Source organism: Nocardia sp. NPDC004123, from assembly GCF_053603795.1.
Genome location: NZ_JBSGGG010000016.1, coordinates 181285 through 194442, shown reverse-complemented (window position 1 = coordinate 194442; position 13158 = coordinate 181285). Strand labels below are relative to the sequence as shown.

General features: G+C 70.6%; 15 protein-coding genes. 8 read left to right on the top strand and 7 right to left on the bottom strand.

What is annotated here, in order from left to right; genetic code table 11:
- Positions 1-7 precede the first annotated feature (7 nt).
- The 5 genes from ACWEQQ_RS24345 (at position 8) to ACWEQQ_RS24325 (ending at position 5608) form a co-directional block, all read left to right on the top strand.
- On the top strand, positions 8-946 hold the full coding sequence (locus ACWEQQ_RS24345; protein ID WP_452349810.1) for an ROK family protein: 939 nt from the start codon (positions 8-10) through the stop codon (positions 944-946).
- The gene (locus ACWEQQ_RS24340; protein ID WP_452342926.1) at positions 943-2100 is read left to right on the top strand and encodes an N-acetylglucosamine-6-phosphate deacetylase; all 1158 of its coding nucleotides are present in this window, start codon (positions 943-945) and stop codon (positions 2098-2100) included. Before ACWEQQ_RS24345 ends, ACWEQQ_RS24340 begins: the two co-directional genes overlap by 4 nt.
- Complete coding sequence (locus tag ACWEQQ_RS24335; RefSeq protein ID WP_452349809.1) at positions 2097-3038, top strand: hexose kinase; 942 nt, start codon at positions 2097-2099, stop codon at positions 3036-3038. The genes ACWEQQ_RS24340 and ACWEQQ_RS24335 overlap by 4 nt, the downstream gene beginning before the upstream one ends.
- Positions 3035-3892 carry a class II fructose-bisphosphate aldolase gene (locus ACWEQQ_RS24330; protein ID WP_452349808.1) on the top strand — a complete coding sequence of 286 codons (858 nt, stop codon included), beginning with the start codon at positions 3035-3037 and terminating at the stop codon, positions 3890-3892. Before ACWEQQ_RS24335 ends, ACWEQQ_RS24330 begins: the two co-directional genes overlap by 4 nt.
- 63 nt (positions 3893-3955) lie before the next feature.
- Positions 3956-5608, top strand: coding sequence for a sulfatase-like hydrolase/transferase (locus ACWEQQ_RS24325; protein ID WP_452349807.1), 1653 nt, complete (start codon positions 3956-3958; stop codon positions 5606-5608).
- On the opposite strand, the gene ACWEQQ_RS24320 is transcribed toward ACWEQQ_RS24325, so the two are convergent.
- The 5 genes from ACWEQQ_RS24320 to ACWEQQ_RS24300 all read right to left on the bottom strand — a co-directional run bounded on the left by ACWEQQ_RS24320 (position 5595) and on the right by ACWEQQ_RS24300 (position 10506).
- The gene (locus ACWEQQ_RS24320; RefSeq protein WP_452349806.1) at positions 5595-6443 is read right to left on the bottom strand and encodes an NmrA family NAD(P)-binding protein; all 849 of its coding nucleotides are present in this window, start codon (positions 6441-6443) and stop codon (positions 5595-5597) included. The two genes, ACWEQQ_RS24325 and ACWEQQ_RS24320, sit on opposite strands and share 14 nt — an antisense overlap.
- An 11-nt stretch (positions 6444-6454) precedes the next feature.
- Positions 6455-7459, bottom strand: a complete 1005-nt coding sequence (locus ACWEQQ_RS24315; RefSeq protein WP_452349805.1) for a saccharopine dehydrogenase NADP-binding domain-containing protein — start codon at positions 7457-7459, stop codon at positions 6455-6457.
- A 132-nt stretch (positions 7460-7591) separates the two neighbouring features.
- Positions 7592-8782, bottom strand: a complete 1191-nt coding sequence (locus tag ACWEQQ_RS24310) for a cytochrome P450 family protein (RefSeq protein WP_452349804.1) — start codon at positions 8780-8782, stop codon at positions 7592-7594.
- Positions 8783-8802: 20 nt separating this feature from the next.
- A complete protein-coding gene (locus ACWEQQ_RS24305) occupies positions 8803-9534 on the bottom strand; it encodes a DJ-1/PfpI family protein (RefSeq protein ID WP_452342919.1) in 732 nt (243 codons plus the stop codon).
- A gap of 15 nt (positions 9535-9549) precedes the next feature.
- The gene (locus tag ACWEQQ_RS24300; protein ID WP_452342918.1) at positions 9550-10506 is read right to left on the bottom strand and encodes a GlxA family transcriptional regulator; all 957 of its coding nucleotides are present in this window, start codon (positions 10504-10506) and stop codon (positions 9550-9552) included.
- A gap of 139 nt (positions 10507-10645) precedes the next feature.
- Between ACWEQQ_RS24300 and ACWEQQ_RS24295 the strand changes: the two genes are divergently transcribed.
- The 3 genes from ACWEQQ_RS24295 to rplL are packed head-to-tail and all read left to right on the top strand — an operon-like array spanning position 10646 to position 11906.
- The gene (locus ACWEQQ_RS24295) at positions 10646-11029 is read left to right on the top strand and encodes an acyl-CoA thioesterase (RefSeq protein WP_452349803.1); all 384 of its coding nucleotides are present in this window, start codon (positions 10646-10648) and stop codon (positions 11027-11029) included.
- Complete coding sequence (locus tag ACWEQQ_RS24290; RefSeq protein WP_452349802.1) at positions 11029-11481, top strand: acyl-CoA thioesterase; 453 nt, start codon at positions 11029-11031, stop codon at positions 11479-11481. Before ACWEQQ_RS24295 ends, ACWEQQ_RS24290 begins: the two co-directional genes overlap by 1 nt.
- A gap of 41 nt (positions 11482-11522) precedes the next feature.
- Positions 11523-11906, top strand: coding sequence for a 50S ribosomal protein L7/L12 (rplL, locus tag ACWEQQ_RS24285; protein ID WP_357001394.1), 384 nt, complete (start codon positions 11523-11525; stop codon positions 11904-11906).
- 132 nt (positions 11907-12038) lie between these two features.
- Here rplL and ACWEQQ_RS24280 read toward each other — a convergent pair whose 3' ends face one another.
- Both ACWEQQ_RS24280 and ACWEQQ_RS24275 read right to left on the bottom strand, forming a co-directional pair.
- A complete protein-coding gene (locus ACWEQQ_RS24280) occupies positions 12039-12647 on the bottom strand; it encodes a MerR family transcriptional regulator (protein WP_452349801.1) in 609 nt (202 codons plus the stop codon).
- A gap of 285 nt (positions 12648-12932) precedes the next feature.
- Positions 12933-13094: a hypothetical protein gene (locus ACWEQQ_RS24275; protein WP_354841596.1), complete on the bottom strand. Its 162-nt coding sequence runs from the start codon at positions 13092-13094 to the stop codon at positions 12933-12935.
- Positions 13095-13158: the final 64 nt, after the last annotated feature.

The following is a 13158-nucleotide window of genomic DNA, read 5'->3' as shown; positions in this document are numbered from 1 at the left end:
TGCCGTGATGGCTGACGCAGCAACGGATCTGGTGCTCGCCGTGGACGTCGGGGGCGGCACCACCAAGGCCGAGATCACCGATGCGGGCGGCGCCGTCCGATGTGCGGCAACCATCGGGACACCGCACGGCGAGGCCGCCTTCGACGCCATCGAACGGCTCGGCCGCGAGCTGCTGGCGGTCCTGCCGCCGGGCGACCGGCAACGGGTGGCGCGGGCGGCGGTGGTCCTGCCCGGTCTGGTCGACTCCGATCGCGGCATCGCGGTGTTCAGCAGCAATCTCGGCTGGCGGAATGTGAAGGTGGGCCATCGTTTCGCCGACGGCTGGGGCCTGCCGGTGCTCATCGACCACGACGTGACCGTTGCGGGCTGGGCCGAATGGCGCTTCGGCGCGGGCCGCGGCCTCGACGATGTCTGCGTACTGATCCTGGGCACCGGCATCAGCGGCACGCTGTCGGTGGGCGGCCGCCTGGTGCGCGCCCCCGCCGGGCAGCTCGGCCTCGCGCAGGCAGGAGAATACGGGCACATCCCCGTGCGCTACCGCGACGGGCTGCCCTGCCCGTGCGGCAATACCGGCTGCGTCGAGACCGTCGCGTCGGGACCGGCCATCGCCCGCGCGTACGCCGCGAGCACCGGCCGCGAAATCACCGGCGCGGAAACAGTTTTCGGCGCGGTAGATACCGATCCGGCGGCCCGGGCGGTAATAGACGATGCCATCGACGCGCTGGCCGCGGGCCTGCTCGGTGTCGTGCACGCGAGCTGCCCCGAGCTGATCGTGCTCGGTGGCGGCCTGGCCCGCGCGGGCGCGGTCCTCACCGACGGCCTGCACGCCCGGCTCACCGCCCTGCTGCGGGTGGCGCCCGTCCCCCGGGTCACACTGGGCGAGTTCGGTATTCGGGCCGGCCTGATCGGTGCGGCCCACCTGGCGCGGACGGGTGAACTGCGATGAGCGGCCGGCGCGGACTCGAATTACGCGGCCGGGTGGTGACCCGGGCGGGGGTGCTGGAGGACGGTGTCGTCTCGATCCGGGGCGAGCGGGTGGCCACGGTGCGACCGGCCACCGAATGGGCCACGACCCACCGCGAACTACCGCCCGAATACGCGGGCACGATCGTCCCCGGCCTGGTGGACATCCACACCCACGGCGGTTTCGGCCATCGTTTCGACACCGAGGATCCGGCGGAGGCGCGCGCGGCCGCGGCGTTCCATCACCGGCACGGCTCGACCAGCGTGCTGGCCAGCCTGGTGACGGCGGCGCCCGACACCATGGTGGCCCAGGCCGCCGTGCTGCGGATGCTGGCCGCCGACGGGGCCATCGCCGGCATCCACATCGAGGGCCCGTTCCTGTCCCGGACCCGCTGCGGGGCACACGATCTCGGCTGTCTCATCGATCCCGATCCCGCGCTGATCGACCGTCTGCTGCGGGCCGCCGAGGGCAGCCTGCGGGTCATGACCCTGGCCCCGGAACGTGCCGGATTCGACACCGCCGCCAAACAATTGGCCGACAGCGGCGTGGTGGTCGCCGTCGGCCACAGCGATTCGACCTTTGCCCGCTTCCGGGCGGCGCTGGGCCCGGAGGGGTCCGCCACCCTGGTCACCCATCTCGCCAATGGCATGCCGCCGCTGCATCATCGGGCGGCCGGGCCGGTGGCGGCTGGCCTGGTCGCGGCGGCCCAGCGGCAGGCCTTCGTGGAGGTCATCGGAGACGGCGTGCACGTCGATTCCGGTTTCGGCGCACTGGTTTTCGCTGCCGCCCCCGACCGCGTGGTGCTGGTCACCGACGCCATGCAGGCCGCGGGCATGCCGGACGGACAGTACCGGCTGGGACCGCGGCCCGTCACTGTCACCGACGGCGTGGCCCGGGTGCCGGGCGGCTCGCTGGCGGGCGGCACCGCGACGCTGCTGCACTGCCTGCGCTGGGCGGTGCGCGAGTGCGGCGTCCCGCTGTACGACGCCGTCGCGGCCGTCACCTCCACCCCTGCCGACGCCGCCGGGCTGGATCAGGTCGGCGACCTGCGGCCCGGCCTGTACGCCGACGCCGTGGTGCTCGACGACGACCTGAACCTGCGGCGGGTGCTGCGGCGGGGACGGTGGCTGGCGTGATCCTCACCGTCACCATGAATCCCGCCTACGACCTGACCTACCGGCTCGAACGCCTGGAACGCGGGCGCGCCCAGCGGGTGCTGTCGGTCGAGCAGCGCCTGGGCGGCAAGGGCATCAACGTCACTCGCATCCTGTGCCAGCTCGGCAGCTGTGTGCGGGCAACGGGATTCGCCGACCACACCTTCGCCGCGGCGGCGGCCGCCGAATTCCCCGCCGACTTCGTGCCCGCCCTGCCGTGGGTCCGGCGCACCCTGGTGGTCAGCGAATCCCGCGACGGCACCGCCACCGGCCTGTGGGAGCCGGGCGCGTACGTGCACGAGCCGCACGCCGTGGACCGGCTGCTGGATCGCGTCGCTTTCCTGCTGCCCGAGCTGCGCGGGCTGGTGATCTCCGGATCGCTGCCCGGCGGGGTGGACGACGCGGTGCCCGCCGAGCTGGTGCGCACGGCCGTCGCGGCGGGCGTGCCGGCCGTGTGCGATGTCGACGGTCCGGCGCTGAAGCTCGCGGCCACCGTCCCGGGCGTCGTGCTCACCCCCAATCAGGATGAGCTGGAACGTCTCACCGGCGTGGTCGCCGAGACCCCGCGGGCCGTGGCGGCCGCCGCCGGTCCACTGCTGGCGGCCGGTGTCCGAGCCGTGGTCGCCACCCGCGGCCCGGCCGGCGTGGTCGCGGTGACGCCGTCCGGGGCCTGGTCCGCGACGCTGCCGGAACCGTTGGCGGGCAATCCGACCGGCGCGGGCGATGCCGCCGCGGCCGCGGTGATCCGCGCGCTGGCCGCCCCGGGCGAGCCGGACTGGCCCGCCCTGCTCACCGATGCCGTCGCGACCTCCGCGGCGGCCGTGGTGATTCCGGTGGCGGGCGAGATCGACCTGACGCTCCGCGACCGCCTCACCCCGGCCGTCCAGGTCACCGCTCTGATCCCGGAGTCCCACCCGTGACGCTGGTGCCGCTCCCCGAACTGCTCGCCGCCGCCCGTCCCGGCGGGCTGGGCGCGTTCAATGTCATCACCCTGGAGCACGCCCAGGCCATCGCCGCCGCGGCCGAGTCCGCGAATCGTCCTGCGGTGCTGCAGATTTCGGAGAACACCGTCCACTACCACCGGGGCCTGAAGCCGCTCGCGCACGCCTGCCTGCACCTGGCCGCCGACAGCGCCGCCGCCCTCACGGTCCACCTGGACCACGCCACCTCCCGCGAATTGATCACGCAGGCGGTGGAACTCGGCATCACCTCGGTCATGTACGACGGCTCCGACCTCGACTACGCCGCCAATGTCGAGGCCACCGCCGCCATCACCGGCTGGTGCCACGACCGGGGCGTGCACGTGGAGGCGGAGCTGGGCGCGATCGGTGGCAAGGACGGTGCCCACACCCCCGGCGTGCGCACCGATCCCGACGAGGCCGTCGCCTTCGTCTCGTCGACCGGGGTGGACGCCCTGGCCGTGGCGGTCGGCTCCGCCCACGCCATGCGCACCCGCGATGCCGTGCTGGACACCGAGCTGATCGCCGCCCTGGCCGCGAAACTGCCGGTCCCCCTGGTGCTGCACGGATCGTCGGGGGTCTCCGATGCCGGCCTGGGCGCGGCCGTCCGGCACGGCATGGCGAAGATCAATATCGCGACCCGCCTGAATATCGCACTGGCCGAATCGGTCCGGTCGACCCTCGCGACACACCCGGACCTCTCCGACCCGCGCCGATATCTGGGCCCCGGCCGGACCGCGATTCAGCACGAGGTCGAGCACTACCTGCGCGTCCTGTCCCCCGGACGGGGGATGGCGGGTCCCGCGCAGGCGTGACGATCGGCTCGCGGAACTGTCCTACGCTGCCCGGGAATCGCCACTTCGGCAGTAGGAGGCCCCTTGTTCGGCAGACGCGGATTCCTGACGGGAGCAGCGGCATCGGTGACCGCGGCGGTGGCCGCCACGGCGACCGGTCCGGCGCCCCGGGCCCGGGCCGATGTGGACCCGGGCAAACCGAACATCCTCGTCGTCATCGTCGACGAGATGCGCGCACCCGCCTGGTTCCCCGATCAGCAGACCCTGGATCAGCTGCTGCCCAACCTGGCCCGCATCCGGCACGGCAGCGTCTCGTTCGAGCAGCACTACACCGCCGCCAACGACTGCACCGCCTCCCGCGGCGCGCTGGTGACCGGGCTCTACAGCCACCAGACCGGCTGCATGGTGGTCTCGGAATCCACACTCTCCCCGCGCTTCCCGACCTGGGGCTCCATGCTGCGCGAGCAGGGCTACGAGACGACCTGGTGGGGCAAGTGGCATCTGGGCCACTACCCGGACCGCACGCCGGGCGCGCTGGACGCCTACGGGTTCGGCGGCGGCACCTACCCGTCGCCGAACGGCGCGCCGGGGCAGGGGTTGCAGGCCGATCCGAAGATCGTCGACGACTTCGTGGACTGGTTCGAGCACGATTCCGGCGGGTCGCCGTGGTGCACCACGGTGTCACTGGTGAATCCGCACGACATCCAGTACTGGCCGCGCTGGACCCGCCGGGACCAGGCCAACCTCGACCTGCCGCGCTGGATGGACCAGCTGCCCGGGAATTTCGAATCGCTGGAACAGCTTTCGGCCAAGCCACGGCTGCAGATGGCACTGGTGCAGGCGTCGGTGGTGGCGTTCGGGCTCGCGCCCTACGGCACGCCCGAGGCCACCCAGGCCTGGATCGATATGCGCAACCTGTACCTATGGCTGCAGCAGCAGGTCGACGGGCAGATCGGCCGGGTGCTCGACACGCTGTACTCGCGACCGGACGTCGCCGCCAATACGGTCATCGTGTTCACCTCCGATCACGGCGATTACGCCGGATCGCACGGGTTGCACGGCAAGGGCGGCGGCGCCTACGACGAGGCGATCCGGGTGCCGCTGTACGTACACGACCCACGCGGATACCTCAGCCCCACCGATTCCACCAGCGCCCGCACGCAACTCACCTCCAGCGTGGACCTCGCGCCCCTGCTGCTGACCATCGCCACCGGCGGCGCGGACTGGCGGGCCGTGGACCGTTACGAGCATCTGCGCGGCCGCCTGGACCTGGCTGCCCTGTGCCGCAATGCCTCCGCCGCCGGACGCCCGTGGATCGCGCACACCACCGACGAGTCCACCATCGAGGAGGCGGCGATCCTGTTCGACCACAACGCGCCCGGCCACGTGGCCATGGTGCGCACGGCCGACGCCAAGTTCGCCTCCTACTCGAAATGGCTGGACGGCCGCATCCAGATCGACGCGTCGGCCGAGCAGGAATTCGAGCTCTACGACTACTCCACCGAGAATGGCCGCCTGGAGCTCGACAATCAGGCGGCGAGCGGAAATCCGCTGCGGGACACCATGGCACAGCTGCTGGCGCAGGCCATCGACACCGAGATCCAGCAGCCGCTGCCCGGGTATCTGAAGGACGCCCAGGAGCAGGGCATCGACGACTATGTGCAGTCCAACCGCAGCATCGCCGCGCGCGCCGAGCGCCTGGGCAACTTCCTGGAGGACTTCCTCACGCCGAAGTGACGAACTCGCGCAGGGTGATCGGCGGGTGGCCGGTGAACCGCTCGATGGATTCGGTCACGCGGAAGAGCTCGTGACCGGATCCGATGGCGGCGAACATGGTCCACAGGTGGGTCAGGTGCTCGACGGCCACCGCGTCGCGGTAGACGGTCATGGCCCACTCCGACCACTCCGCCGGATCGACGTTCCGGTAGGGGACGCCGAACAATTCGGCGGCCTCGCCGACGGTCATGATCTCGCCCGCCAACCACAGCACCGGATCCACCGGGCCCTCGGTACGCAGCACGCCCGCCCCGACCCCGGCCACATCCGCGCCCGCGATGAGCGGCAGCACGGTGTCCGGCGAGCCGAGCGGCAGCGCCAGCTCGCCGCGGTCGCCGATGGCCACCCGCAGGTTCTCGTAGAACACGGCCGCGCGCAGGTGCACCGCGCCGATGCCGGCGGTGTCGAGCACCTGTTCGGCCACCCAGTGCCGCCGCATGTGCGGGGTGCCCGCCTGCGGATCGGAGCCGAGCTGTGAGGTCGCGACCACGCGCTGCAGTCCGGCCTGACGGCCGACGGCCGCGAGAACCGCGGTGGCGTCGATCATTCCGGCGGTCACCGGATAGGTGAAGTAGGCCCGGCGCACGCCCTGCAGGGCGGGTGTCACGGCGGTGATCTCGCGCAGATCGCCGACGACGACCTCCGCGCCGAGATCCTTCAGCTCGGCCGCACGGCCGTCATCGCTGTGCACGAAGACGCGCACCGGCAGGCCCGCGCGCATCAGGGTTTCGGCGACCAGTCTCCCGGTACCGCCCTGGCTTCCGCCGGCCGCGCCGGTGACGAGGATCGGTTCCATTGCTCTGCTCCTCACGCCGTCGCCGGCAACCGCAGTTCGAAGACCCCGCGCGCGGCGAGGCCGGTCAGGAAGTCCACGGCGTCGAAAGCCTCACCGGGACTGGCGACTCCGCTCTTGATGTCGCCATCGGTGAGCCGCACCGCGGCTTCCACCGAGGCCAGCGCGGCCGCCGACCACAGGTCCCGGCCGGTCAGCGTCCCGGCCGCGGAGCCGCCGGGCGCGAGAACCTGTGCGGCGATCATGAATTCGCTCGCCGCGCGGGCGGCCGCGTCCACCTGCTCACTGGCGAAGGCCTGCTCCTCCTCGAAGGTGCGCGAGGTCAGCTGCGCCTCCACCGCTCTGGCGCGGGTGTGCCGGGGCACCGTGACCGCTTCCGGGAACGGCACCGGCGCGATCATGGGCCGCGGCCCGACCGGCGGCGGGAACGCGAAGATCGCCTGTCGCGGTTCTACGAATCCGTACCGCTGTTCGCCGTCCTCGTAGCCGATGCGCTCGGTGTCGGCGAACAGCAGCCGCGCGGTCTCCACCGCGCCGTGGGTCATCATCCAGTTGGTGACGTTGTAGGCCACCGTGATCCGGTCGATGCCGGAGATCCCGCGTGCGACCGCACCGGCCAGTAGATCACCCAGTCCCCCATAGAAACTCACGCTCGGCAGCATGGTGATCCCGGCGCGCTGCGCGGGTTCGGTGAAGCTGTCGAACAGCCGCTTGACGTGGTGCACCTCCACCGCGTGATCGACATAGTGGCAACCGCCCTCGACCGCGGCGGTGGCGACCGGCAATCCGGTGGTGGCGAAGGGCCCCGCGCAGTGGATGATCACGTCGGCGGCCTCGGCCAGCGCCCGCAGTGCCGCCGGATCATCCAGCGCGGCGGGCATCACCCGCGAATAACCCAGGGCAGCCAGAGCATCCGGATCCCGCCCGGACACCACCACCTCTTTTCCCCGTGCGGTGAGATCAGCGGCGACCAGGCGACCGGTGTGACCGGTGGCTCCGTAGATGGCGTATACGGTCATGAAAGATCAACTCTCTTGACTCGACGGACAATTCGAACGTCAGTTCACGTATATAGACCGCCGCGCCGACGAAAAGTCATCGCTCGTCGCCGGGGAATTTCGATTCCCCGATCTCCGCACCCCGGAGCCAGGTCAGGAACACAGGCGCACGGGCAATCGCTTCAGGCCGTGGATCACGGCATTCGGATACCACCGCAGCTCGGAGTCGTCGACGGCCAGCGTGATGTCCGGAAAGCGTCGCAGCAGTGCGGTGAAAGCCACCCGGCCCTCGAGGCGGGCCAGAGGCGCACCGACACAGTAGTGGATGCCGTAGCCGAAGCCCAGGTGAGCGGTGCGGTCGGCCGTCGGGTCGACGCGGTGCGGATCGGTGAAGTGGCGCGGGTCGCGATTGGCGGCCGCCAGGGCGACCAGGACCATTTCACCCTCGGGAATGACGGTGCCGCCCACCCTGATCGGCTCGCTCGTGAAGCGCAGGGTGGCCATGTCGACCGGGCCGTCGAAGCGGAGGAATTCCTCGACGGCGGCGGGGATCAGTTCCGGGTCGTCGCGCAGCCGTTCCAGCCAGGGACGGTCGCGCAGCAGGGCGAGCATGCCATTGCCGACCAGGTTCACCGTGGTCTCGTGCCCGGCGACCAGGAGCAGCAGTGCCATGCCGATGAGCTCGCCCTCGTCGAGCTCGGCCTCGTCGGCGACGAGCGCCGACAGCACGTCCGCGCCTTGCTCGGCCCGCTTGCGCTGCAGCATCTTCCGCAGGAACGCCACCATCTCGTCGTGCGCCCGAGCCCGGTCCACATCCGGCTCCAGGGTGCCGACGAGAGCCTTGGTCCACTCGCGGAAGGTGCCGTGATCCTCGATGTCCACATCCAGCAGGTGACAGATCACCGCCACCGGCAGCGGCACCGCGAAGGCCTGCAGCAGATCCACCTGCTCATGCCCGGCCATGGCGTCGAGCAGATCGTTCGCCGTCCGTTCGATGACCGGCCGCAGCGCGGCCACCCGGCGCGCGGTGAACGCCTGGGAGACCGCCTTGCGCAGCCGGGTGTGGGTGGGCGGATCGGCATTGAGCATGTGCCGCAGGCCGTCGTGGGTGCGCGGCCCCGCCCAGATCCCGGCGTACTTGCGCTCGATCACCGCTTCCAGCCGGTCGATGTCCTTGCACAGCCGCGGATCCGCCAGCGCCGCGCGCGCCTCCTCGTAGCCGATGATGAGCCAGCGGTCAACGCCGTCGCCGAAATGCACCCGGTGGACCGGGCCCTGCTCGCGCCAAAGCCGGTAGTACGCATGCGGATTGGCGAAGAAGTGGTCGCCGAGCAGCTCGGTCACCCTTCCGACGGTACGGGAAGTCAGCGCTTGGCGGCGGCGCGTTCCCGCATGCGGTTGAGGGTCAGCCGCCAGAAGGTGGTGGCCAGGTCGACCGGAAGGCGGGGTGTGGCGGCGCGTTTGGTCATCTCCACTCGGGCCTTGCGCATGATCTCGGCGGGCGCCTTGTCCGGGTGACCGGTGTCGAACGGCGGGTGCGGGTCGTATTCGATGTAGAGCTGAGTTATCTGCGCGACCTGTTCCCCCGCGATCCGGCCGACCAGCCACAGCCCGAGGTCGATTCCGGCGGAAACCCCGGCGGCGGTGACGATCTTGCCGCTGTGCACGATCCGGTCGTGCGGACGCGACTCGGCCCCGAACGCGGCCAGGGCGGGCTGGGCGGCCCAGTGCGTGGTGGCGGGATGACCGCGCAGGATGTCGGCGGCGGCCAGGATCAGCGCACCGGAACAGACCGAGGTGGTCCATTGCGTGTTCGGGTGCACGGCCCGCAGCCAGTCGATGAGCTCGCGGTTGGCCATGGCCTCGGTGGTCGCGGCCTCGGATCCGCCGACCAGCACCAGATCCGGCGCGGGCGTCTCGGCGAAGGTGTGGGTCGCGCCCAGCGCCAGCACTCCGCTGTCGGAGACGATCGGGCCGACTTCATTGGAGACGAATCGCAATTCGCTGTCCGGAATCATCCGCAGCACTTCGTACGGCCCGATCGCGTCCAGCACGGTCATGCCCGGGTAGAGCACGATGGCGATCTGGAATGTCATGGGACACTCCCCCTTTCAGAATGTGGTGAACCGGGCGCGGTACTCGCCCGGCGGTATGCCCAGCTGGCGGTGGAAGATTCGGTACAGGGTCTCGGGGCTCCCGAGCCCGACGGCGGCGGCGATCCGGTCCATGGGCTGGTCGGTGGTCTCCAGCAGGCGCCGGGCCGCGGCCACGCGGACCTGCTCGACATAGCGGGCGGGGGTGGTCCCGGTCTCGCCGGCGAAGACTCGGGAGAAATGCCGGATGCTCATGCCGACCCGCTCGGCCAGCGCGGGCAGCGAGAGATCCGCCTCCGGATTCTCCTCCATCCAGACCTGCAGCGCCCGCAGCGAATTCCGCTTGGGCGGGTTGGCCGCGAGCGGCGCGCTGAACTGGCTCTGCCCGCCCGGCCGGTGCAGGTACACCACCATCCAGCGCGCCACCTCGCGCGCCAGGTCCGGCCCGTGGTCGGCGGCCACGATGGCCAGCGCCAGGTCGATGCCCGCGGTCACCCCGGCCGAGGTCCACATCGGCCCGTCGCGCACGTAGATGCGGTCGGGTTCGGTGGTGATGGCCGGGAACTGCTCGGCCAGCAGCTCGCCGCCCGCCCAGTGCGTGGTGGCGCGGCGGCCGTCCAGCAGTCCGGCCCGGGCCAGCAGGAAGGTGCCCGAGCAGACCGAGCCCACCCGATCCGAGCCGGCGGCCAGCCGCCGGATGCCGGTCACCAGATCGACGTCCCCGGCCGCGGCCCAAACGGTCAGCCCGCCCACCACGAGCAGCGTGTCCAGCGGCCCGTCCCAGGTGTCGAGCCCGTGCGCCGCGGTCACCTCGATGCCGCACGAGGAACGCACCGGACCGGCCTGCGCGGCGGCCAGTTCGACCCGGTAGCCCGGGGTCGCACCGAGCGCGGCCGCCCCGGTGAACACGTCGGCGGGCCCGGCGAGATCGGTCAGCTGGAACCCGTCGAAGACAACGATCAGCACCACCCGCATGCCTTCAGCCTGCGGTCTGCACCCCGATGGCGTCAATGACACGACTCTTGCAGATTCGGCCACCCGGCACTAGCCCGGAGGTTGCCGCCCCCAACTGGCATGAGCTGACTCACCCCGGTCCGCTTGATATGAATGCGGGGTGGCCCGACACCTTTTCCTGTGCCCCCTGCGGTGGTCCGACATGGACGCCGACGGGCATGTGCACAATGCGGCGCACCTGCGCTACCTGGAGGAATCCCGCATCGACCTGTTCTGGACGCGGGGTTTCGGCGGCGCCAATGTGGTCGCGCAGATGGACATCGACTACCTGACGCCGCTGCGCTACCGCCAGGAGCCGGTGCGGGTGGAGACCTGGGTGACCAAGATCGGCACCTCGTCGTTCGCGCTGCAGCAGGAGATCCGGGACGAGGAGGTGGTGTACTCCACAGCCGTGTGCACCATGGTCGCCTTCGACCAGGCCACCCAGAGGTCGCGCCCGCTGCCCGAGGATCAGCGCCACCTGCTGAAGGATCTGGAAGCCTGATGCACACCTACGACATCCAGCTGCGCCGCACCGACATCGACGCGCAGCAGCACCTCAACAATGTGGTGTTCGCCCAGTACCTGGACGAGGCCCGCTCGGATCTGCTGGGCCGCTACGAGTCTCTCGCGGTTGGTCACGAATCTCTGCCGGGTAGCCATGAATCTCTGGCAGGTAGACACGAACCCGGCGGCGTCCCGTGGCGGGTGGTGGTCGCCGGTCAGCGCCTGTCCTATCGCATGCCGCTGCTCTTCCGGGCCGCGCCGGTCACCGTGACCTCGATCGTGGAGCGCATCGGCACCACCTCGTTCACCCTGGCGCACGAGGTCAGCGACGCCGAATACCTGTATCTCTCCGCCACTTCCACGCTGGTCGCCGTCGACGACGGCGCGCCACGCCCGCTGACACGCGGGGAACGCGAATATCTGATGACCTTGGCGGCCCTGCACGCTTAGACTTGTTCGTATCGCCTGGTCAGCGTTGCAAGGGGTACATCATGGCCAAGATGACCATTGTCGAGTTGCTCGACGTTTTCAAAGGTATGACGCTGCTGGAGCTTTCGGAGTTCCTGAAGGCGTTCGAGGAAGAGTTCGGTGTCACCGCCGCGCCGCCTGTGGCCGTCCAGGCCGTGGCGGACGCGCCGCCGGCCGAGGCCGCGGACGAGCAGAGCGAATTCGATCTCGTCCTGGAGTCTTTCGGGGACAAGAAGATTCAGGTCATCAAGGCCATGCGGGAGATCATTCCCGGCCTCGGCCTCAAGGAGGCCAAGGACCTGGTCGAGGCGGCCCCCAAGGCGGTCCTGGAGAAGGTCGACAAGGATGCCGCCGAGGCGGCCCGGATCAGGCTCGAGGCCGCCGGGGCCCGCGCCGCCCTCCGCTGATCAATACGGTTCTGCGCTGATCAGTTCCGCGCACGGCGGCGGGCGGCTGCCTCCAGGTACGCGCCGAGTTCGGATTGCGCCGATACGGGTGTGGCCCCGGCGGGGACACCGGGGCCACACTCGCCGACGCGACTACCCTTGCGCGCCACCGGGTTCGAAGCCGGGCGGCAGGTAGCGTCGCCGCACCTCCTGCATGCGCTCGACGTCTTCGGCGCTCAATGCGGCGAAGGCGGCCTCGCGGCGCTGGAACAACTCGGCGCGCTGTTCCCCGGTGAGCTCTCGCATGCGGGCCTCGCGCTGCTGGGCGAGCCGGGTGAATTCCTCCAGTGTCATGGGCTGATTCATGGCCACCATCTCCTCGATCAATCGCAGGAACTCCAGTGCCGACGGCTCGGCCATGCGGTCGAGGCCGTCGTGCACACCGAGCAGGCGGGCGCGCAGGCGCAGGGCCTGTGCGATCCGGCGGTCGAGCACCTCGAGCTGCTGGCGGACCAGGTCCCGGGGGTCCTGATCCGGGGCATCGGCGAGTACGCCCGCGATCTCCTCGAGCGTGAACCCGAAGTCCCGCAACGCGATCACGCGATGCAGCCGCCGCACGTCCGCCGCGCCGTAGCAGCGATGCCCGCCACCGGTGCGCGAGGACGCCGTCACCAGCCCGAGCCGGTCGTAGTGATGCAGCGTCCGCACGGTCACCCCGGTCTCCCGGGCCAATTCCCCGACCCGCCAGGTCCGCTCACCCATCGCGCCTCCCTTTCGGTGTGCTCCACCCACGCTAAAACCTGACGTTGCGTTGGTTTCAAGCGTGAGCCCGGTCACAAATTCCCGATCGCGACCTGATACTTTTCTGCTATGACAGTCGATTGGGTGTCGACAGGTGGCACGCCGGGGAGCGCGCGAGCCAAACCGCCGGCCTGGCTGCGAGCCCGGATGGCGCCCGCCGGCGGCCGGCGAAATAACGAAAACGCCCGCCGCCCCGAATGATTCGAGACGGCGGGCGTCGGCCCGGTGACCTTGCGCAGCCCGGGCTCAGCGGGTGCTGTGGGCGCCCAGCGCGGCGCTGAAGATCGCGGCGCGGGCGCGCGTGGACCGCAGATTGGCCCGCTCCTGAGCGGTCAACGCCGAGCGGGAACGCTCTGCGAGGACCGAGAGCACGGTCAGCGGGTTACGAGAGAAGTTGATGAAAGCCATGACAGCCCTCCTTCCGGAGTTGCGCCGGCGCAATACCGATTGCACAAAACCTCGCGGGTTGCGA